Here is a 20,764-nt window from a genome sequence, read left to right on the forward strand (position 1 = left end):
CTTAAGATATGCCAGTTATACTTCCTGTGAAAGGTATAAGCCCGCAGATGGGCGAAGATTGCTTTGTGGCCGAAAACGCTACGATTGTGGGTGATGTGGTGATGGGCCGCGAGTGCTCCGTTTGGTTCAATGCCGTGATCCGGGGCGATGTGAATGCGATCCGGATCGGTGATAAAACGAACATCCAGGATGGTGCCGTGATCCACTGCACTTACCAGAAAGCCGCCACAACGATTGGTAGCAACGTATCCATCGGGCACAACGCCATTGTGCATGGCTGTACGGTGGAGGACAATGTGCTGATCGGGATGGGATCCATTGTGATGGACAATGCGCTGGTGCAGAAGAACTGTATCGTAGCGGCAGGTGCTATTGTGCTGGAGAACACCGTGTGTGAGTCTGGCTTCATATACGCCGGTATACCTGCCAAGAAGGTAAAACAATTGAGTCAGGAGCAGATCGATGGCCTGGATAAAGTGGCCAATAACTATGTAATGTACAGCGGCTGGTTTACTAATCCGGAGGTATAGGAGCAAAAAACGAAGGCTATACTGCACAGGTATAGCCTTCGTTTTTAATAGTTTGGTTCCTCAGTTTGCGGTTCTATTTGGGATCGGAAGTCGTCCCTGATCGTAAAGAGTACCCATTCCACACGGCGGTCAGATTTTTCCAGCACCCGGATCGCATACTCATTGAACTCTGCTATTTCGTTTGCATCTTCTGGTATATGGCCGTAGATCATGGTCACAAAGCCACCTACCGTTTCATAATCCTCCCCTTCAGGCAGCGCAAAAGGCAGATAGTCGTTCGCGTCTGACACAGGGGCGGCGCCATTGACGCGGTATTCAAAGTCACTTAGGCGCTCCACAATAGGCACCTCCTCGTCGTATTCGTCCTGAATTTCGCCTACCAGCTCCTCAATGATGTCTTCTATGGTCACGATGCCCGACACACCGCCAAACTCATCGGTCACGATGGCCATGTGCATGTGGCGGCGCTGGAACTGCTGCAGGAGGCGTGGAATCTTCTTCGTCTCCGGAACAAAATAAGCCGGGCGCATCAGCTTTTCAATGATGATCGGCTCACCCAGGCGCATCAGACTCAGGATATCCTTGACATACAGAACCCCTACAATATTGTCGATGGAGCCGTCATAGACTGGTAAACGTGAGTAGCCTTCTTCAAAAATAAGCTCCATCAGTTCCGGCTCGGGAATGTTCACATCAATGGCCACCATACGTGTGCGAGGTACCATGATCTGCTTCACCATGCGCTCGTTAAATTCAAACACGTTCTCGAGCAGCTCGTGCTGAGAGTCAACCAGTAATCCGCCCTCCGCACTTTGTTCAAAGAGCAGTCGGAGTTCTTCAGGGGAGTGTACCTCTGAGCCATGCACGGGACGAATACCCATAGAGCGAAGCACCAGGTTGGCAAAGCCGTTGAGAACCCAGATGAAAGGTCGGAACAGGTAATAGAAGAAACGAAGCGGCAGCGTAATGGCCAGCGTTGTGGCTTCAGACCGCTGAATGGCCAGCGACTTGGGCGCCAACTCACCAAACACGATGTGCAACACCGTGATAATGGCGAAGGAGATCGGAAGGGCTATTTTATGGGCTAGTGCCTCACTGCCCTGGAAGCCAAAGAAATTCATCACATTGATCACGATCTGTGACACTACGCTTTCGCCGATCCAACCCAGACCGAGCGATGCCAGGGTGATGCCGAGCTGTGTCGCCGACAAATAGGCATCGAGGTGGGTGAGCATGTGTTGGGCCAGCCTGGCCATAGAACTGCCAGCCTGTGCCCGGAGTTCGATTTGTGAGGCCCGCACTTTCACGATCGCAAACTCCGCCGCCACAAAAAAGCCGTTAAGCAATACCAGAAATATAGTGAGTAGGATGTTTAGAATCATAGCGTGTTACGGCGCGGTTTGCTTCCGGCTGCGTAAAATTAAGCTAAAATACGTGGTTTTACTATATATGTATGTGCTATTGGCAAGATTACATGCAGCTGGTATAGTAGCCTATGCCTGCAGGGCTTTGTCTTAAAACAAGAAAAGGTGCCACAGGGCACCTTTTCTTGTTGATACATCTTCAGGTGGTTAGTATTGAACCTGCATGGCGGGTGCCTGGGCGGTGCTGAACAACTCGCGGGCATTTTCCGGCGAAAGGAGGGGCATGAAGATAGCCTTAGCCTCTGCTTCGGAGATCATTCTATAAACATGCTCTGAAGAAGTATCGAGGAAGGGATTGCAGAAGGAGTAAATAAATTCGTCTGAGAAAGTGCGGTACACAATATGAAAGTTGTGCTTCTCGTCGCGAGCAAGCTTGATCGCTTTGAAAGTAAAATCAAGTTCTTTGCCGCAGACAGTTTTGATAGTGGTGAATTCCTTTGGCTGAAAGTCTGTATTCATAGTTTTGAATGTAGGTTTTGTAAATAATCCAGTATAAAATATACGTTTGGATAGCTCTTAAAATTCCCCGTCTGGCCAAAGAAGCTCTTTATATCCGTGAACGGCACGGAATAGCGGGTGAGAGTCAGAGTATTGGCTACCAGAGGCTTAGTATGCGTGCATACGATAATGGAACGTGGGTTTATAAGTGAACTAACAGTCTGAGAGTCTGTTTAGAAACTACCTGCTGTTAGTTTCTGTTATTTATAGCATCAGGACCGGCTTTTGAGGGCAATAGCTTGTCATCTGTCTATTAGGTTGGATCGATGCAGCCAGAGAGATGGGGCTTTCGATCAAAATCTCTACTTTTGTAGTGAGGCTTTCGGGCTTCCTTGATCTTGATAAATTAACTAGATATACCCTTATGAGAAATAATTTGAGGCTGACGCTTCGCCTTCACTGGCTGTTTGTGGTCCTGTTGACCTTTGCAGCACAAATGGTGCAGGCACAGGTGCTGAAGCCTGCTTCCTGGAGCTACGATGTTTCCAAAAAGGAAGTAAAAGTAGGCGATGAAGTCGAGCTCATTTTTAATGTCAGGATAGACAAGGACTGGTACCTCTATTCTTCTGACTTTGACCCGGACCTGGGCCCGATGGTGACGGAGTTTACGTTTACCAAGCACCCTTCTTACCAGTTGGTGGGCAAGATCAAGCCCGTCAACCCGAAGAAGAAATACGATGAGCTGTGGGAAGGAGAGTATACCTATTTTGTGGGCACGGCTCAGTTCAGACAGAAGATCAAGGTGCTACAGCCGGATCTGGTAGTCAAAGGCTCTTACGAGTATCAGGTATGTACTGATATTGACGGTAAGTGTATTCCCTTTGATGATGACTTTACCTTTACCAATACCCAGATAAAAGTAACAGCAGCCAGTGGAGCCGCTACACCTGCTACGGTACCGGTGGAAACATCGGATGCAGCGTTGAAGAAGTCTCCGAAGGAGGCCATCACCCAGACCACAGCCCCTGATGGACTCGATACATCCCTCCCGGAAACGGTACGAGAGGATACGGCTTTTATGGAAACAGAGTCTCTTGAAGTAGCCGCATTTGGCGACACTGCTGCGACCGGATCGGGTGATGTGGTAACACCGGCTCTTACCGGGGAAACCGGTGAGGCAGAGGATGCAGAAAGCCTGTGGAAATTCATGCTGGTTGCCTTTGTCTTTGGTCTTGGTGCCTTGCTGACTCCATGCGTATTCCCAATGATTCCGATGACCGTGAGCTTTTTCACTAATGGTAGCGCTAACCGCGGGCAGGCTATTTTCAAAGCCCTTCTCTATGGCTTCTCCATCATTGCCATCTATACCCTGGTGGGTACGATCGTGGCCAGATTGTTTGGAGCCGATGGTGCCAACTTCATCAGTACACACTGGCTGCCCAACCTGATTTTCTTCGCCGTATTCATCATTTTCGCCATGTCCTTCTTTGGCATGTTCGAGATCACACTGCCTAGTTCCTTCCTGACAAAGGTAGACGCACAGGCAGATAAAGGGGGGATTCTCGGCGTGTTCTTCATGGCATTCACGCTGGTGCTGGTATCCTTCTCCTGTACAGGCCCTATTGTGGGCAGTATTCTGGTGGCATCCGCCGGAGGCGAAACGGTGCGCCCGGTGGTGGGTATGCTGGGCTTTTCACTGGCTTTTGCGCTGCCATTTACACTCTTCGCTGTTTTCCCTTCGTGGCTCAACAGCCTGCCCAAATCCGGCGGCTGGCTAAACTCCGTGAAGGTGGTGCTGGGCTTTATTGAACTGGCGCTGGCGCTTAAGTTTTTGAGCATTGCCGACCAGGTATACCACTGGGGCATCCTGGATCGCGAGGTATACCTGGCCCTTTGGATTGTTATCTTTACGCTGATGGGCTTCTACTTGCTGGGCAAGCTGAAGTTCTCACACGACTCTGATCTGAAGCATATTGGTGTGCCGCGCCTGTTCATGGCAATCGCCACGTTCGGCTTTGTGGTATACCTGATACCTGGTTTGTTTGGCGCTCCGCTCAAGGCTTTGTCAGGTTACCTGCCTCCGCAGTCTACCCACGACTTCGACCTGAATGCCATTGCACGTCAGAGTGGGGGAGGAAGCACAGCCACAGCAACACTGGCTGGCAGTCAACTGTGTGAGATACCTAAATACGGTGATTTCCTGCACCTGCCGCATGGCCTGCAAGGCTATTTTGACCTGGAACAGGCTAAACGTTGCGCCGCCGAGCAGGGCAAACCTATTTTCATTGACTTCACGGGCCATGGCTGTGTGAACTGCCGCGAGATGGAAGCCAATGTATGGTCGGATCCGGAGGTGCTGAAGCGCTTGCAGGAAAACTATGTGATAGCGGCCCTGTATGTGGATGACAGAACAGAATTGCCTGAAAGTGAGTGGTACGTGAGCGAGCACGATGGGAAAGAAAAGAAAACCATCGGCAAAAAATACGCCGACTACCAGATCACGAAGTTTAATGTGAATGCGCAGCCCTACTATGTGCTGATGGACGAAAACGAAAAGATGCTGGTAGAGCCAGTCGCTTATGACCGAAGCGTAGAAAACTTCGTGAAGTTCCTCGACGCAGGCGTAGAGGCTTATAACAAGCAGAAGCAGGTCGCGAAGAAGTAGCGGTAGACCTCACAGTGTCTTCCAGACCTGTGAGTGTCTTGCCCGATACGTAAAAATACAGACTCCCACAGGAGCTACGCACACTGTGAGGTCAGAAACAAGAAAGCCCCACCTCTTGAGGTGGGGCTTTCTTGTTTGAAGTATCAGGTATACCTTACTTCGCCTCGTTGTAGCGACGTGTTACTTCTTCCCAGTTCACCACGTTCCAGAAAGCGTTGATGTAGTCCGGACGACGGTTCTGGTAGTTCAGGTAGTAAGCGTGCTCCCATACGTCAAGACCCAGGATTGGCTGACCGCCGCATCCTTCAGCGAATGGCATCAGGGTGTTGTCCTGGTTTGGTGTAGAGCAGATCTCGAGCTTGCCGTCTTTTACGCAAAGCCAAGCCCAGCCAGAACCGAAGCGTGTAGCTGCAGCCGCATTGAACTTCTCTTTCATCTGGTCAAAAGAACCAAAAGCAGAGTTGATGGCATCAGCTATCTCGCCTGAAGGCTGACCACCGCCGTTTGGAGAAAGGATCGTCCAGAACAGGTTGTGGTTGTAATAGCCACCGCCATTGTTGCGAACAGCTTTGTTGTCCTCTTTTACATTGCGCATGATCTCTTCGATGCTCATGTTCTCCATCTCAGTGCCCGCAATTGCCTTGTTCAGGTTGTCGGTATAGGCCTGGTGGTGTTTCGTATGGTGGATTTCCATCGTGCGCGCATCAATATGTGGTTCAAGCGCGTCATAGGCGTAAGGTAGTTTCGGTAATTCGAAAGCCATAGTTTTATGTGGTTTTATGTGTGAAAAAATAGCATGCGTACAGATTTATAGGTGTACGTATGCATTTGAAATGTGAGTTTCAAAGATAGTTATTTTCTTTTGGCTGCAAAGAACGAAGCCATCAGTTCGGCGCACTCCTGCGCCATCACACCGCTCACCATCTCCGTTTTGGGGTGCAGCAGATTTCCTACTCGTCTGTAGCCGCGCTTCGGTTCAGGTGTTCCGAACACTACCCGCTTGAGCTGTGCCCAGTAGCTGGCGCCAGCGCACATCACACAAGGCTCCACGGTTACATACAGGGTGCAGTCGTGCAGGTATTTATTACCCAGGTACTCGGCAGCGGCGGTGAGGGCCAGCATCTCGGCATGGGCAGTTACGTCATTCAGCTTTTCGGTCTGGTTGTAGGCTTTGGCAATAATGCGGTTGTTGCTCACGACCACGGCTCCAATCGGAATCTCCCCCTCTTCGAAGGCGTAAGTTGCCTGTCGGTAAGCCTCCTGCATAAAGTGATCGTCGCTGTGTATTGAAAGTAAGTCCACAGGTATAAGTGTATTAGTGTTTGCTTTTGCACAAGATACATAAAAAAGCCCCTCCGGGAAAGGAGAGGCCTTAGTAACCAGATATAGGTTTAGTCGCTTTTACATTTTTATTCTAACTGAGCCCATGATCTCGCGGGCTGTGTCCTGCCAGTTGTTCTTCATCATAAATGGCATGTGCATAGAGAAGACCATCAACTGATTACCCTGTACGGTGTATTGCATGATGCTATACTTCTGCACCGGTGACAGATGACTGCCAGAGCGCTCGTCGGCCATCACTGATACAAACTCAAACACAATATAATCGCGGCCATTGATCGTGGCTACTTCATCTCTGATAAAATCCACCTTCGTGAAGCGCTCCAGCAGGTTAGCCTTGTACACATCACGAAGCATTTTCAAATCCTGAGCGCCAAACTGCGAACGCTTCTGTGTCATGCTAAAGTCCACTTGGCCATTAGGGCTGGAGTAAACGGCCACAGGTCGGTTGGCTGCCGGGTACTTGCGGGCAATACCATCGTCAGGGAGCGGCGTAAAGTCACGGGGCAGCATAATGCTGACCTCCTTGGTGATCTGGGTTTTCTTAAGTTTAGTATCAGCCAGGGCTACGCCGGCAATCAGGATAATAGCTAAAAAGGCTAAGTAGCGCATGTTCATAGGGTTGTTCGGGCAAAGGTATCAAATAATAAGGACTGTGATAGACAGTAGCAATTATTTTGCCAAAGCTGCAGCAGTGCCTGATCAGAGCGTGTGCTCTGTGGTTTTATATCTTCTGTAGGTGAATGACGTTAAAAATGAAACAGCTGGGTTTAGCGGTATAATTCCAGTTGCCTGAAATTAAATATCATGTAAACGTAAAAGCTATGTTAGGAAACATCATCAACAGCGTAAAAGGACAACTGACTGGCGAACTGCAGGACAAGTTCAATATTGACTCAGGGCAAGCCAACCAATCGGTGGATCTGGCTAAGGACCATGTGACGGAGGGCCTGAAGAAAGAGGCTTCGGGGGGAGATGCCGGGGGGATTATGAATATGCTGAAAGGCCAGAAAGCGCCTCAGGACAGCCCGGCCATGAACAGTACCATCCAAAATTATATAGGGGATCTGACTTCTAAAGTAGGTATACCGGAGTCTGTGGCAAAGCAGGTGGGGCCCTTTGTTGTGTCTTTTCTGATGAACAAGATCGGCGGCAACGTCAACAGTCAGTCAGATCTGATGGGGATGCTGGGCGGTGGATTGACCGATAAACTGCCAAAAGGTATGGGAGATAAGCTCGGAGGGCTTTTTAAATAAGCTAAAGGAGGGCCGAAATAAGAGAAGCCATACCTAGCAGGTATGGCTTCTCTTCGGTTGTGTTGTTGTGTTTTTTGGTTGCAAGTCGGCAACTTACTTACATCTCACCTTAAACAAGTGTGCCTATAATTGCCGGAGCGGGGAGCTCCAAAGCAATATTTTTAAGTCAGTTATCAAAAACTGAGTCGTGTTTTCAATGATGACTTCTTAATCATGTGAAGTCCTAAAAAGTTTAACAGTAGTAAAAAGAAAAGTCGGGACTCACTTCCAGTACAAGCTGCTCCGATATGCACCAGTCGTACTGCGATTGTGAGCGCGGCGCGAATATAGCATAAAAATTCTATCAGAAAACCATGTCAGGTACTAGGGGAGTGGAATTCTAAGCCTAGGTTTTGCAGGGCTATACCTAAGCAACACTAAGTAAGCAGCTTAGTCAGATATATCAAAATATACTATACAAATACATGTAATTTATCGACTAAAGCTGCCTATGCTTCGCTTAATTGAAGTTGTCACTGTGTACTAAAGTTCTTAATTTTACCTGCTAAATCGTAGGTTAAATCAGTTGCACACTCCAACTGCCGGCATGTCCGAAGGTATAGGCGCTTTCTTTCTAAAATTCCTGAAGTTTGGCTTGGTAGGCTTTACCGGTCTCGTAATTGATTTTGGCGTGACCTTCCTGGTAAAGGAGAAGCTGCGCTGGAATAAGTATGTGGCCAACAGCCTGGGCTTCATCCTGGCCAGCATCAACAATTACATCCTTAACCGTCTCTGGACCTTCCATAGCATCGACCCCGAAATCGGCTGGCAGTTTTCCAAGTTCCTGCTGGTGGCCGTGGCCGGGCTGATCATCAACAACCTGATCGTATACCTGCTCACTGAAAAAGTGAAGCTCAATTTCTACGTCTCCAAGTTCTTTGCGATCGTTATCGTCTTTATCTGGAACTTCCTGCTCAATTACCTCTATACCTTCACCCGCTAATTACTGACCCTGGATGCGGTAGATGCGCACATGCTCGTCTTTGTGCACACGCGGGTTCAGGAAGTGCAGCACCCGGTCATAGAGCGAAGGCGTGATAGTCGTTTCCAGCTCCAGTGCAGGGTATAAGCTATTGATACGCTGCATGCGCTCTTCCATGTCTTTCTGGCCCACCACCACAACATAGTCCGGTTGATAAGGGTATAGGCTCAGCTCTGTTTGCAGGCTGTCCAGCGACTTTTCCCCGTTCAGGCTGTAGGTCATCGCAAAATCCTGTGGAAGCGGCTTACCGGCTTTATACTCGTCCCAGTCACGCTTCGAGTTGAAGTGGTACTCGTGAAACTCCGCTGCCAGGCGGTTCAGGTAATAGAGTGGCGGCTGCTTCATGGATGAGTTGCCAAACTCGAGCAGTACCGCATCCATATCCTGCTTTTCAGACAGGTATACCAGTGGTGCTATGCGGCTCTTTTTGGTATAGGTGAAGGACATCGCCACGGCTACCACTATATTGAGAACCCAGAAAAAGGTCCAGCTGGCGGCTAGTAGCTTTTTGCGTCGCTGCCAGAACTTAGCCGTACGCACAAAGTCCTGCCAGCCGATGACGCCCAGGATCATGATAAGCGGGAAAAGCGGCAGAATGAAGCGCTCCTGCTTGTTCGGGAACAGTGAGTGCACCACAAAAAACAACAACCCAGCCCAGAAGAGCATAGGTGCCAGCCTGGCCGTGCGGCTGTAACCCAGCAGCAGGTATACGCTGATGGGAGGGACCATGAAGCCCAGTATGGTCAGCAGGAAACGGTATACCGGTCCGGTGCTGTAATTGTAGGCATTGTCGGCGTTGTAGAAGAAATAGGTGACTACCGAGTGGAAAGGATAGTCGAAGAAGATCAGGTCTATCGTGCCCTGAATCAGCGTGGCCATCAGTACAAAGCCCAGCGCCAGCCAAATGATATCCTTCCACTGACGACGGTAAAGCAATACCAGTCCGGCACCGCCCAGGAAGAGTGCCGCATGGTAACGGAATACAAAAGCCAGTGCAAACAGTGCCCCTGCCCACAGGTAATGCCAGTTCCTCTTGCGGTCATCCTGCTTCAGCATGAAATAGAAAGCTGCCAGATAGGGCGGGATACACACCATCTCCACCAGGTTGCGCACACTCATGAAAGGCATAAACCACATAAGTGCCAGCATCAGGCCCACAATGCGAGCATTGGCTTGGTTCGAAAGACGCTCTGTGATCTTGTAACCGTAATACACGATCAGCAGCGAGTATAGGCCGTGCAGCACCCTTACAAGGGTCATTTTAGTATCCGGGTTCGTAATGCCAACACTCTCCATCAGGTAAAACAAACCGTAGTGTATGCCTGCATAAAACATGCTGTGGCGTGGCGGCATGGGCTCGTGCAGCCACGAAGGCAAGCCATAAAGCCAGTGCTGCGCAATCGTGTTCACGTCGAAGTGATCGTCGTGAAAGGCAAAGCCCTTTGAAAAGAAGGCGGCCACCATGCGGATGACAAACGCAATCAGCATAATCAGCGACAGCGGCACCATGAGCCTGTTATGGACGCCAACCTGATCAGCAGTCGTGAGCTTTTCAGGAGCGGTTTGAGGAGAGAATGACATACAGTAATATTAGGTAATATGGATTGACCTATGATTTTTTAAGAAAATCCGTTCCAAAGTTAAAAGATATACACTTAAGTTTGTGTATGAATTTGACTGAGCCGAAGAACAAGACACCTTTTTTGGAGCGTAAAAGCACTACACTTTTGATTCTGGTTTTAAGTATAATCACGCTAGCATTGAGTGTGTACAATATCCTGCAACCTGAATCAGGTATTTACTCCCGCAATATTCTGGTGATAGGCCATGCGGGCTCAGGCTTTTTCTCCCCCTTAAACCCTTACAATCCGCTGCCCGCCAACAGCATGGCTTCTATTGTGAAAGCCATGGAAGAGGATGGTGCTGACGGAGTGGAGGTGGATGTGCATGTGAGCCTGGACGGCGTGCCGATTCTCTACCATGACAATACGCTGGAGACGATGAGTGAAGGTGTAGGTATCATAGCAGACCTGCCAGCTGCTGAAGTGGTTGGTACCAGGTATAAGGGAGGAGTGTTGTACGACCTCTTCCACAGTGAGAAAATCATCACGATGGAAGCCATGCTACAGCGCTTCCAGACGTATCCGGAGCTACCTTACCTGCACATCGACATTCGGAACCACGACCCGAGCCGCAACACCTTTTATGCCGAGTCAATCCTGGCTTTGCTTCGTAGACATAACTACCCTGTTGAAAAACTGGCATTTATTTTCAATCAACCTGCCATACTGCACACGGTACAGGAACTGGAGCCGGAAGCAGTGCTGATGCTGGACGCAGGCGAGGACTTCGACCTTTCGGCGCAGGAAGCACTGGACAACAAACTGCATGGTGTGACTGCCAATGGAAAACATGTGAGCCGGGAGCAATTACTCAGGGCGAAAGCGCGGGGTTTACAGGTGGTGCTGTTTGGGGGCAAGTCGAAAGGGAGCATCGCCAATATGCTGGAGATGGAACCCGACGCCATTCAAGTGAATAACGTAAAGCGTATGCGCTCGCTTTTAGATGACTAACAGGCTGGCCTATCCTACGAGCATCATCAGCAAGGCAAGTAGTATAATAGCTAAGGCGATGTTTCGGAAAGTGAACAAACTGCGTTTCATGGTGGAGGCTCTTGTTTCAGGTAATTCCAGTTACAGGTATAATAACGTGTTTGGCAATACTTGGGATTTGTGTTAGAAGATTATACATGCTTGAGGCTTGTTTTCGAGGCATGGCAGTGAAACAATTATTACTTTTGCACTATATCATAACAAAACGACATTTATGCTCCGGACACATACTTGCGGTGAACTAAGAATAGATAATGTAGGTGAAGAGGTTGTACTGACAGGCTGGGTACAGCGCCTGCGCGACAAGGGCGGCATGCTTTGGATCGACCTGCGCGACCGCTACGGCATCACACAGCTCACTTTTGAAGACGGTGTAACACCCACCCACTTATTTGAAGATGCCCGTAGTCTTGGCCGCGAGTACGTGATCAAAGTGATCGGCAAAGTGATCGAGCGCTACTCTAAAAACGACAAGATCCCAACCGGCGATATTGAGATTCACGCGTCTAAAATAGAAGTACTCAACGCTGCCAAACTGCCTCCGTTCATGATTGAGGACGAAACAGACGGCGGCGATGACCTGCGCATGAAGTACCGCTACCTTGACCTGCGCCGCACCCCTGTGCGCCGCAACCTGGAGCTGCGCCACCAGATGATGCGTGCTGTACGTGCGTACCTGGACGAGCATTATTTCATTGAGGTAGAAACTCCGGTGCTGATCAAGTCGACGCCGGAAGGTGCCCGCGACTTCGTGGTGCCAAGCCGCATGAACCCAGGTGAGTTCTACGCCCTGCCACAGTCTCCGCAGACGTTCAAGCAGCTGCTGATGGTGTCGGGTTTCGACAAGTACTACCAGATCGTGAAGTGCTTCCGCGACGAAGACCTGCGTGCCGACCGCCAGCCGGAGTTCACCCAGATCGACTGCGAACTTTCTTTTGTGACGCAGGAAGACATCCTGAATACGTTCGAAGGCCTGATTCGTCACCTGTTCCTGAAAGTGAAAGGCGTACATATTGCCAACCTGCCACGCATGACCTATGCTGACGCCATGAAGTTCTACGGTTCTGATAAGCCGGATACCCGTTTCGACATGCGTTTTGTGGAGCTGAATCCACTGGTGAAAAACAAAGGCTTTAAGGTGTTTGACGATGCCGAACTGGTAGTAGGTATAAATGCGAAAGGAGCAGCCAGCTATACCCGCAAGCAACTCGACGAACTGACTGACTTTGTGAAGCGTCCTCAGATCGGAGCGACCGGCTTGGTGTACGCCCGTGTGCAGGAAGACGGCACGGTGAAGTCGTCGGTTGACAAGTTTTATACTGTAGAAGACCTGCAGGCCTGGGCTACTGCTTTCAATGCTGAGCCGGGTGACCTTATTTTAGTACTGGCCGGAGGCAGAGACAAGACCCGCAAAGCCCTGAACGAGCTTCGTTTGGAGATGGGCGAGCGCCTCGGTCTGCGTGACAAGAATGTATTCTCGCCGCTATGGGTAGTAGACTTCCCGCTGTTGGAGTGGGACGAAGACAGCAACCGCTATCACGCCATGCACCACCCGTTCACGTCACCTAAGCCAGAAGACCTGGAACTGATCGACGACCGTCCGGGTGACATCCGTGCGAATGCTTACGACATGGTAATTAACGGTGTGGAAGTAGGTGGTGGTTCTATCCGTATCCACGACCGCCGTCTGCAGGAGCAGATGTTCCGCTTGCTGGGCTTCTCTAACGATGAGGCCAAAGCGCAGTTCGGCTTCCTGATGGATGCCTTCGAGTACGGTGCACCGCCACACGGAGGCATTGCCTTCGGTTTTGACCGCCTATGCTCACTTTTCGGCGGCTCCGACTCCATCCGTGACTACATCGCCTTCCCGAAGAACAACTCAGGCCGCGATGTTATGATAGACGCACCATCTCCTATTGCCAATGCTCAGCTGGATGAACTGCATATCAAAATGAAGAATCTGCCTTCTTGAGGTATAGGATTATAGAAATAGAGGAAAGGCTGCCCGATGAGGGCAGCCTTTTTTATTTTGTCTGAATCAGGATTTGCAAGATTAGAGGATTAACAGGATTCTCTCAGACGCCGGGCTCAACCGCCATAAATCCTCCTTGTCTAAGGCGGGAATCTGCTATTACTGTTTCTCTGGATTAGCTGCATCACATATGTTTAGGTACACGATTAACATCCCCCTGCCCCCTTCTTTGTCGAGGGCCCCTACCCCCAAGGGGGGCTTTTCTGTATCTGTCACACAGCAGTTATAACACTGTAGCTTGCATTTTACTGAACCGGGTCCAATCACCCCTGCCCCGCCTTAGCCTTTAAGAGGACCCCTACCCCCAGGCGAGGAGCTTCTGCTACTGCCATATTACAAGTATAAGCCTTGTAGCACCTGTCACTTATAGCAAGACTAACTCGCACTTAAACTATGAAACAGACCACAGTGCCAAGTGCACTTAAATGACTACCCACTGTTCGAGCGTTCAGCGAGTTTGGGGAGTCTTGACTTTTTTGCTTACTGGGGGTAGGGGCCCTCGATTTTTGTGTCAAGACAAAAAGTAAGGCCCCCCCGGCAAGGGCAAACAGTGCCCGCCGCACAGGCGAAACATTGAAACAAGGCAAGATGCTTACCTTAAAAAGCAGTTGCTGAGCTAGTAAGGCATAGGTATAACCATAAACAAAAGCGGCTGCTCTTCACCAGAGCAGCCGCTTTTGTTTATCACTTGGCTATATTAGCTATATTACAGCACATCGCTCAACAGAGCAGGCGCTATACCTAGCAGAATCGTTAAAACAGTAATGATAATCAGCATCACATTCATGAAGCTGGTTGAGCGGATTGGCGCGTGCTCTTCGTTAACAGGGTGCAGGTACATCGCGATAATTACGCGGAAATAGTAGTACACACCCACAGCAGCCAGTATCACGGCTACTACAATCAGCCACATCATATCCGGGTTCTCTATCAGGGCAGAGAACACAAAGAACTTACCGAAGAAACCAGCTGTCAGTGGTATACCTGCCAGCGATAGCATCGATACCGCTACCGAGAAAGCCAACAGTGGGTTTGTTTTACCCAAGCCGTTGAAAGCTTCGTAATTCTCGTTCTGACGCTGTCTCGATACCAGTTGCAGCACACCAAAAGCGGCAATAGAAGCAGTGGAGTATGCAAACGAGTAGAACAGGATAGCAGAAGTAGACAAATTGTTGAAAGCAAGCAAAGTCATCAGCAGATAGCCAGCGTGCGAGATACTGGAGTAAGCCAGCATACGCTTCATGCTTTGTTGCACCACGGCGCCTACGTTACCAATCAGGAGTGTCAGTACGATGATGGCTACTAGCGTTGGCATCCAGCTGCCGTACGAAGCGGCGAAGGCTGCATCCATCAGTTTGTAGAAAGCAGCTACACCAGCTGTCTTCACTACCGTTGACATATAAGCCGTCCATACCGTTGGCGTACCTTCGTACACGTCAGGTGTCCAGAAGTGGAAAGGAGCAGCAGAAACTTTGAAAGAGATACCGATGATAATCATCAGCACACCCAGCAGGAACATGACATTATTTACACCGCCATTACCCAAAGCTTCAGCCGAACCGGCAATCTCGGCGATATTGAACGTGCCTGTAGCACCGTAGATCATCACGATTCCGAAAAGCAGGATACCCGTGAAGAAAGAACCCATCAGGAAGTACTTCAAGGCAGCTTCCGCCGAGCGCAGGCTTCCCTTGTCGCTACCCGCCAGCACGTACATGGCAATCGAGAGAATCTCTATACCTATGAACAGCATGAGCATGTTGTTGTAGCTCACCATCATGATGGCGCCCACCAGCGAGAACAGAATCAGGGCGTAGAGTTCGCCAATGTTTTCGTCGTTGCGGGTAACGTAGTGCTGCGTGAAAGGCAGAATCAGCAGCGTAGAAAGAACCATGATACCTGTGAAGGCCACCGCGAAATTGTCGATGGTAATCATGTTCTCGAAATAGCTCTGGGTATCGTTCCAGTCGAGTAGGTTGATGCCGAACACTATCGCTAAAAACAGCAGCGACAGCGGCAACAGGATTCTTTTAGATTTCAGGAAGCCCACGAAGAGGCTGATAATCCCAAATCCAGATAGAAGTATAATCGAAATCATGTCGTTTAGTATCGTTTCTTTTTGCGGACTATCGGTTGATAATGCTCAGCAGCTGTCCAACCGCAGGCTCTGAAATGCTCAGGAAAGTGTTCGGGAACAGACCAATCCAGAACACCATGATCACTAGCGGAATCAAGACAGCTTTCTCGTGGAAGGTCAGGTCAGCGAAGCCTTCTGTGGACTCTGACTTCGTGCCGAACATCACACCTTGGAACATGCGCAGCATGTATACCGCACCCAAGATGATGGTCAGGCCAGCTACAGCGCCGAAGTAGTGGTTGTACTGGAACACGCCCGACAGCAACAGGAACTCCCCGATGAAACCGTTTGTCAACGGAAGTGCCACAGAGCCCATCAACAGAATCAGGAACATGATTGAAAGCGCTGGCGTGGTTTGCGTAATACCACCCAGGCTAGAAATCTCTCTTGTGTTGGTTCTGCGGAAGATGATGTCGATGATGAAGAACAGGCCGACTACGTTAATGCCGTGGCTCAGCATTTGAATTACGCCGCCCTGCAGGCCTTGCTCGTTCAGGGTGAAAATACCCGCTGCAATCAGGCCAACGTGTGCGATAGACGAGTAGGCAATGAGTCGCTTCACATCGCTCTGGCGGATGGCGATGATGGAACCGTAGATGATGCCGATGATCGAAAGTACCAGCACGGTATCAGCCCACTGGCTCACACCCATTGGCACAACAGGTAGTAACCAACGCAGCACACCGTAGATACCCATTTTTAGCATGATACCAGCCAGCAACATCGTCGCCTGTGTAGGAGACTCAGTATAGGTATCTGGCTGCCAGGTATGGAATGGGAACACCGGCATTTTGATGGCGAAGGCAAGGAACAGGAACCAGAAAATCCAGCTCTGCGTCGCGCTGTCAAGGGTCAGTTGGTAGAAGGCGTTTACGTTAGAAGAGTGCGCCGCCAGTTCGGTGCCAGCCGTCTGGAAGTACAGGTATACGAAAGCGGCCAGCATGAAGAGCGAACCGAAAATCGTGTAGATAAAGAACTTAAACGTAACTGGTATTCTGCGTGCACCGCCCCAAATGGCTGCGATGAAGTAGATCGGAATCAAGGCTACCTCCCAGAAGAAGTAGAACAGGAAAGCGTCCATCGCCACAAACACACCAATCAGGCCCGTTTGCATAAACAGTACCAGCGCGTAAAATACGTGCGGGTTTTTGTAGTCATGCTTGAAAGAAGAAAGCACAATCAGCGGCACCAGGAAGGTGGTCAAAAGCACCATCAGGAGGCTAATGCCGTCCATGCCAATGCTGAAACCTATACCTGCACGCTCTACCCACGGCATGTTGAGGGCGAACTGTGTAGTGGCGTCCGGAACAAAGTTTACGATTGCGAACAAGGCAATGGCAAACTCAACAAGTGTTGCTATAAAAGCCACTTTCTTGGCACCTTCGCCTTTAATCAGCAGCACCAGCAGTGCAGCTAGGGCAGGCCAGAAAAGTAATAGAGCTGTAATCATCTTCTTAGAACCTTAAGCGATAAAGAAGTTTAAAAATAGAATCAGGACAATGCTGGCCACCATCACAAATACATAGAAGCCAATCACGCCACTCTGCGTGAGACGTAGCACACGGCCACTCGCCATCACCAGTTTGCCGAAGCCATTCACAATGCCGTCCACTACAATCACATCGATAAAGCGGTGGAAAGCAGTAGACATGGCCATCACCGGACGCACGAACACCGTGTCGTAAATCTCGTCGATGTAGTATTTGTTGTAGATCAAGTTGTGGATAGGAGACAGGCGCGTTCCTTCCGGAGCCGGCACTGTTTCTTTCTTCACGTACATGACATAAGCAATGATGATCGCGATAACTGACACCACAACCGAAACTGCCATCAGGATGTATTCTGTCGCATGGTCAATGTGAGCAGGCTCCAGAGCGGCACCGTTGGCGCGGCGGGCAAGGTCATAAATAGGCGACAGGAAGTTGCCCAAGGTATGCGTATCGCTGAACACGGCTGGCAGACCGATAAAACCACCTACGGTGGAAAGAATAGCCAGCACAATCAGCGGAATGGTCATGGAAGATGGCGACTCGTGCAGATGTGAACGCTGTGCTTCTGTACCACGGAATTTGCCGAAGAAGGTCAGGAACAGGAGACGGAACATGTAGAACGAGGTCATGAACGAAGCCAGCAGGCCCAATGCCCACATTAGCTTGTTATGCTCAAACACATGCGCCAGTAATTCGTCTTTCGAGAAGAAACCAGCAAAAGGAGGTATACCTGAAATAGCCAGTGTACCAATCAGGAAGGTGATGAACGTAATCGGCAACCACTTGCGCAGGCCACCCATGTTACGGATATCCTGTTCGTTGCTCACGGCGTGAATCACAGAACCAGCACCTAAGAAAAGAAGCGCCTTGAAAAATGCGTGTGTGAGTACGTGGAAGATAGAAGAAGAGAAGGCCATCACACCCAGCGCCAGGAACATAAAGCCCAGCTGCGAAACGGTAGAGTAAGCCAGTACCTTCTTGATATCGTTCTGCGCCAGGCCAATCGTAGCGGCCAACAGGGCAGTAGCCAGGCCGATGATGGCGATAAACTCCATCGTCGTCGGTGCCAGCACATACAGCACGTTTGAGCGGAGCACCATGTAGATACCCGCCGTCACCATGGTAGCCGCGTGGATCAGAGCCGAAACCGGCGTAGGACCCGCCATCGCATCAGGAAGCCATGTGAAGAGCGGAATCTGTGCACTCTTACCCATCGCACCTACAAATAGAAGCATAGTAATCGCAATCATCACACCGCTGTCGGTCAGGCCAGTCATCTGCGAAGCAGACAAGAACACTTCCGGGTAGCTCACACTTCCGAAGGTGATGAAGATCAGGAATATGCCCAACAGGAAGCCCAAGTCACCGATACGGTTCATGATAAAGGCTTTCTTAGCGGCATTATTATAGTTGTGGTTCTTGTTCCAGAAGCCGATCAGCAGGTAAGAGCAAAGGCCTACACCTTCCCAGCCTACGAACATCATCACGTAGTTAGAGCCCATCACGAGCAGCAACATTGAGAACATGAACAGGTTGAGGTAAGCGAAAAACTTGCCGTAGCCTTCATCATGGCTCATGTAACCGGCCGAGTACACGTGAATCAGGAAACCTATACCTGTCACCATCAAAAGCATCAGCAGCGTGAGCTGGTCGATCATAAATGAGAAACCAATCTCTAGGCTGCCTACCGTGAACCAGTTGTAGAGGTCAACGATGTATGGGCGGCTGCCATTGGAGGTGAAGTCAATGAACAGGTATACCGAGATCAGAAAAGAGGCTAGCACCGTGCCAGAGCCCAGCAGACCTACAAGGGCCTTGGGCAATTTGCGGTTGCCAAGTCCGTTAATCAGAAAGCCTATGAACGGCAGGAGCGGCACAAGCAAACACAGCAGCGCCATTTCCTGATTGTTGATGGGCATTACTACTTCTTGCATTTAGCGTATAATTTAGTTAAGCTATTCAGGTTAAGTAATGTGTGGGCTACCACTTGAGGTAGTTCAGCAGTTGCACATCGGTCGTGCGCAGGTTGCGGTAAATCATCACTATGATGGCCAAGCCAACTGTTACTTCCGCTGCTGCTACCGCCATGATGAAGAACACAAAGATTTGTCCATTCGGGTCAGAGCGATAAGACGACAAAGCGACCATCAGGACGTTCACGGCATTGAGCATCAGCTCGACACACATGAAGATAACAATTGCGTTTCGTCTGGTGAGAACGCCGATTACGCCAATGGCGAAAAGGGCCGTGCTGAAGTACAGGTAGAATTCAAGCGGGATGGTTCGGATAACCTCTGGCATTTGGTTCATCGTCTGGTTGCTGAACGTATTACTGGTAAATTACAATTCTGAAATCAAGTCGCAAAGTTATCCCCATTTTTGTAAAATCCATAACATATTTCTAATCTTCTTGCCTGATCTGTAACAAGGTTTCATGTCCCTGAAGATTTATATTTTAGTTAATGCGGACACGCCTTGTTAAGGTACAGCTTATACTTTCCTTTTTAGGCTGCGTAGGGTATAAGACTTATTTTTGATGGCGAGTTGCACTCGTGCTATACCTGTTCCTGATCAGGTATAGCGAAGCTGATTTGTCCATTCAGGATGCTATAACCTGGTTGCTCTAAAATTGTATGAAGTTAAAATACTTACCTCTGCTATACCTGTTTTGCCTGGTTGCACTGTTTTCGTCTTGTCAACAGCCAACTACCGCATCATCCACTACACCTTATCATGCTGATCTGACTATGAAAGCGACTATTGAGAAGCACCTTCACTTCGATAATCTGCCATCTGCTTCGGGGCTTGAGATGCTGGGGGACCATTATTATGTGACTGGCGACGATTCTCCATACCTATACAAGCTGGACAAGAACTACCAGTTGGTATCCCATGAAGCAATTTTTGATACAACCGGCTTCGAAAATGGGCGCACTGACAAAGCTGATAAAGCCGATCTGGAGGGCATGACCCTTTTGCAACATCAGGGCAAGCCCTATCTGCTTATGATGGGTTCTGGTTCAGCCCCTGCCCGGCGTAAGGCCTATCTTTACAACATTTGCGGTGATGATATCTGTAGAGAAGGAGCAGGCACACATGGAGCAAAGGCCATTGATCTGGATCCTCTCTACAAAGAACTTGAAGCACAAATGAAGTTAGGAGAAAGTCTGCTTAACATTGAAGGCGTAGCTGCCGGGCATGGCCGGCTTTACCTGATGCAGCGCGCGATCGGGACCGGTCAGAATATGTTGATCTCTTATAATCTGGCCGAATTTATACCTTATCTCTTGTCAGAATCTGCAGTGCAATTGCCAAAGCCGGAGCTGGCATATTTCCGGTTACCCGAACTGAAGCTCCTACAGGCGGGCTTCTCAGGTGCTTATGTGTATGATGACAAGCTTTTTTTCACAGCTTCACTGGAAGATACGGACGATGCCTACGGTGATGGGGAGGTTCTGGGGAGTTACATCGGGTACATTCCCTTTGATGCGATAGGAAAACAGGATACCCTGGAAATTCCCGCCACATTAATGCTGCAAGCAAACGGAGAGCCTTATACAGGCAAGGCAGAGTCGTTGGTCGTTAAAAAGCGGGAAGGGAATGGCAGGTATCGCCTGGTAGTAGTTTCAGATGATGATCTGGGTGGGTCTGAGCTGCTGGAGGTAGTTCTCAGTTTAGAGTAATAATATCACTTCTATACTTTAGGTTTGAGCATAGCGGCAACGTGCATTAATTTTTGAAACCAGGCACAAGTTGCCCTGACGCTAAACTTGCGACTTTCAATTTGTAAAGACATTCTGAATTCATATCACAAAGAA

General features: G+C 49.6%; 17 protein-coding genes. 7 read left to right on the forward strand and 10 right to left on the reverse strand.

Annotated elements, in window-relative coordinates:
• The first annotated feature begins 8 nt into the window (after nt 1-8).
• Nucleotides 9-530 carry a gamma carbonic anhydrase family protein gene (locus tag I0P70_RS09625; protein WP_196117143.1) on the forward strand — a complete coding sequence of 174 codons (522 nt, stop codon included), beginning with the start codon at nt 9-11 and terminating at the stop codon, nt 528-530.
• Nucleotides 531-574: 44 nt separating this feature from the next.
• Here the strand turns inward: I0P70_RS09625 and I0P70_RS09630 are convergent, their stop codons facing one another.
• Together I0P70_RS09630 and I0P70_RS09635 are read right to left on the reverse strand one after the other, a co-directional pair.
• The gene (locus tag I0P70_RS09630) at nt 575-1,912 is read right to left on the reverse strand and encodes a hemolysin family protein (protein WP_196117145.1); all 1,338 of its coding nucleotides are present in this window, start codon (nt 1,910-1,912) and stop codon (nt 575-577) included.
• A gap of 189 nt (nt 1,913-2,101) precedes the next feature.
• Nucleotides 2,102-2,413 (reverse strand): hypothetical protein, encoded by a 312-nt coding sequence (locus I0P70_RS09635; RefSeq protein WP_196117147.1) that lies wholly within the window; start codon nt 2,411-2,413, stop codon nt 2,102-2,104.
• A 403-nt stretch (nt 2,414-2,816) separates the two neighbouring features.
• Here I0P70_RS09635 and I0P70_RS09640 point away from each other — a divergent pair, with 403 nt between their 5' ends.
• On the forward strand, nt 2,817-5,057 hold the full coding sequence (locus I0P70_RS09640) for a thioredoxin family protein (RefSeq protein WP_196117151.1): 2,241 nt from the start codon (nt 2,817-2,819) through the stop codon (nt 5,055-5,057).
• 154 nt (nt 5,058-5,211) lie between these two features.
• Here I0P70_RS09640 and I0P70_RS09645 read toward each other — a convergent pair whose 3' ends face one another.
• The 3 genes from I0P70_RS09645 to I0P70_RS09655 all read right to left on the reverse strand — a co-directional run bounded on the left by I0P70_RS09645 (nt 5,212) and on the right by I0P70_RS09655 (nt 7,010).
• Entirely contained in the window at nt 5,212-5,820 is a 609-nt protein-coding gene (locus tag I0P70_RS09645) for a superoxide dismutase (protein ID WP_196117152.1), read from the reverse strand.
• A gap of 89 nt (nt 5,821-5,909) precedes the next feature.
• Complete coding sequence (locus I0P70_RS09650) at nt 5,910-6,359, reverse strand: nucleoside deaminase (RefSeq protein WP_262502671.1); 450 nt, start codon at nt 6,357-6,359, stop codon at nt 5,910-5,912.
• A gap of 99 nt (nt 6,360-6,458) precedes the next feature.
• Nucleotides 6,459-7,010 (reverse strand): hypothetical protein, encoded by a 552-nt coding sequence (locus I0P70_RS09655; protein ID WP_196117532.1) that lies wholly within the window; start codon nt 7,008-7,010, stop codon nt 6,459-6,461.
• Between the two features lie 212 nt (nt 7,011-7,222).
• On the opposite strand from I0P70_RS09655, the gene I0P70_RS09660 reads away from it, so the two are divergent.
• Nucleotides 7,223-7,654, forward strand: a complete 432-nt coding sequence (locus I0P70_RS09660) for a hypothetical protein (RefSeq protein ID WP_196117154.1) — start codon at nt 7,223-7,225, stop codon at nt 7,652-7,654.
• Between the two features lie 565 nt (nt 7,655-8,219).
• Entirely contained in the window at nt 8,220-8,636 is a 417-nt protein-coding gene (locus tag I0P70_RS09665) for a GtrA family protein (protein ID WP_230392102.1), read from the forward strand.
• Here I0P70_RS09665 and I0P70_RS09670 read toward each other — a convergent pair whose 3' ends face one another.
• Nucleotides 8,637-10,256: a glycosyltransferase family 39 protein gene (locus I0P70_RS09670; RefSeq protein ID WP_196117156.1), complete on the reverse strand. Its 1,620-nt coding sequence runs from the start codon at nt 10,254-10,256 to the stop codon at nt 8,637-8,639.
• 86 nt (nt 10,257-10,342) lie between these two features.
• Here I0P70_RS09670 and I0P70_RS09675 point away from each other — a divergent pair, with 86 nt between their 5' ends.
• Both I0P70_RS09675 and aspS read left to right on the forward strand, forming a co-directional pair.
• Entirely contained in the window at nt 10,343-11,248 is a 906-nt protein-coding gene (locus I0P70_RS09675) for a glycerophosphodiester phosphodiesterase family protein (protein WP_196117158.1), read from the forward strand.
• Between the two features lie 253 nt (nt 11,249-11,501).
• Nucleotides 11,502-13,259 carry an aspartate--tRNA ligase gene (gene aspS / locus I0P70_RS09680; protein WP_196117160.1) on the forward strand — a complete coding sequence of 586 codons (1,758 nt, stop codon included), beginning with the start codon at nt 11,502-11,504 and terminating at the stop codon, nt 13,257-13,259.
• 766 nt (nt 13,260-14,025) lie between these two features.
• On the opposite strand, the gene I0P70_RS09685 is transcribed toward aspS, so the two are convergent.
• The 4 genes from I0P70_RS09685 to nuoK are packed head-to-tail and all read right to left on the reverse strand — an operon-like array spanning nt 14,026 to nt 19,256.
• Nucleotides 14,026-15,417, reverse strand: coding sequence for an NADH-quinone oxidoreductase subunit N (locus tag I0P70_RS09685; protein WP_196117162.1), 1,392 nt, complete (start codon nt 15,415-15,417; stop codon nt 14,026-14,028).
• Between the two features lie 28 nt (nt 15,418-15,445).
• Complete coding sequence (locus tag I0P70_RS09690) at nt 15,446-16,906, reverse strand: NuoM family protein (protein ID WP_196117164.1); 1,461 nt, start codon at nt 16,904-16,906, stop codon at nt 15,446-15,448.
• 12 nt (nt 16,907-16,918) lie between these two features.
• Entirely contained in the window at nt 16,919-18,880 is a 1,962-nt protein-coding gene (gene nuoL, locus I0P70_RS09695; RefSeq protein ID WP_230392103.1) for an NADH-quinone oxidoreductase subunit L, read from the reverse strand.
• Nucleotides 18,881-18,926: 46 nt separating this feature from the next.
• Complete coding sequence (gene nuoK / locus I0P70_RS09700; RefSeq protein ID WP_196117166.1) at nt 18,927-19,256, reverse strand: NADH-quinone oxidoreductase subunit NuoK; 330 nt, start codon at nt 19,254-19,256, stop codon at nt 18,927-18,929.
• 437 nt (nt 19,257-19,693) lie between these two features.
• Here nuoK and I0P70_RS09705 point away from each other — a divergent pair, with 437 nt between their 5' ends.
• A complete protein-coding gene (locus tag I0P70_RS09705) occupies nt 19,694-20,629 on the forward strand; it encodes a hypothetical protein (RefSeq protein WP_196117168.1) in 936 nt (311 codons plus the stop codon).
• Nucleotides 20,630-20,764: the final 135 nt, after the last annotated feature.

Source organism: Pontibacter sp. FD36 (assembly GCF_015686655.1).
Taxonomy (GTDB): Bacteria; Bacteroidota; Bacteroidia; order Cytophagales; family Hymenobacteraceae; genus Pontibacter.

What these genes read in the sequence shown, in the direction of transcription:
- I0P70_RS09705 (WP_196117168.1), top strand. Translation starts at nt 19,694, where the DNA reads ATGAAAGCGACTATTGAGAAGCACCTTCACTTCGATAATCTGCCATCT.
- I0P70_RS09675 (WP_196117158.1), top strand. Translation starts at nt 10,343, where the DNA reads ATGAATTTGACTGAGCCGAAGAACAAGACACCTTTTTTGGAGCGTAAA.
- aspS (WP_196117160.1), top strand. Translation starts at nt 11,502, where the DNA reads ATGCTCCGGACACATACTTGCGGTGAACTAAGAATAGATAATGTAGGT.
- I0P70_RS09670 (WP_196117156.1), bottom strand. Translation starts at nt 10,256, where the DNA reads ATGTCATTCTCTCCTCAAACCGCTCCTGAAAAGCTCACGACTGCTGAT.
- I0P70_RS09685 (WP_196117162.1), bottom strand. Translation starts at nt 15,417, where the DNA reads ATGATTTCGATTATACTTCTATCTGGATTTGGGATTATCAGCCTCTTC.
- I0P70_RS09640 (WP_196117151.1), top strand. Translation starts at nt 2,817, where the DNA reads ATGAGAAATAATTTGAGGCTGACGCTTCGCCTTCACTGGCTGTTTGTG.
- I0P70_RS09655 (WP_196117532.1), bottom strand. Translation starts at nt 7,010, where the DNA reads ATGCGCTACTTAGCCTTTTTAGCTATTATCCTGATTGCCGGCGTAGCC.
- nuoK (WP_196117166.1), bottom strand. Translation starts at nt 19,256, where the DNA reads ATGAACCAAATGCCAGAGGTTATCCGAACCATCCCGCTTGAATTCTAC.
- I0P70_RS09635 (WP_196117147.1), bottom strand. Translation starts at nt 2,413, where the DNA reads ATGAATACAGACTTTCAGCCAAAGGAATTCACCACTATCAAAACTGTC.
- I0P70_RS09690 (WP_196117164.1), bottom strand. Translation starts at nt 16,906, where the DNA reads ATGATTACAGCTCTATTACTTTTCTGGCCTGCCCTAGCTGCACTGCTG.
- I0P70_RS09660 (WP_196117154.1), top strand. Translation starts at nt 7,223, where the DNA reads ATGTTAGGAAACATCATCAACAGCGTAAAAGGACAACTGACTGGCGAA.
- nuoL (WP_230392103.1), bottom strand. Translation starts at nt 18,880, where the DNA reads ATGCAAGAAGTAGTAATGCCCATCAACAATCAGGAAATGGCGCTGCTG.
- I0P70_RS09630 (WP_196117145.1), bottom strand. Translation starts at nt 1,912, where the DNA reads ATGATTCTAAACATCCTACTCACTATATTTCTGGTATTGCTTAACGGC.
- I0P70_RS09645 (WP_196117152.1), bottom strand. Translation starts at nt 5,820, where the DNA reads ATGGCTTTCGAATTACCGAAACTACCTTACGCCTATGACGCGCTTGAA.
- I0P70_RS09625 (WP_196117143.1), top strand. Translation starts at nt 9, where the DNA reads ATGCCAGTTATACTTCCTGTGAAAGGTATAAGCCCGCAGATGGGCGAA.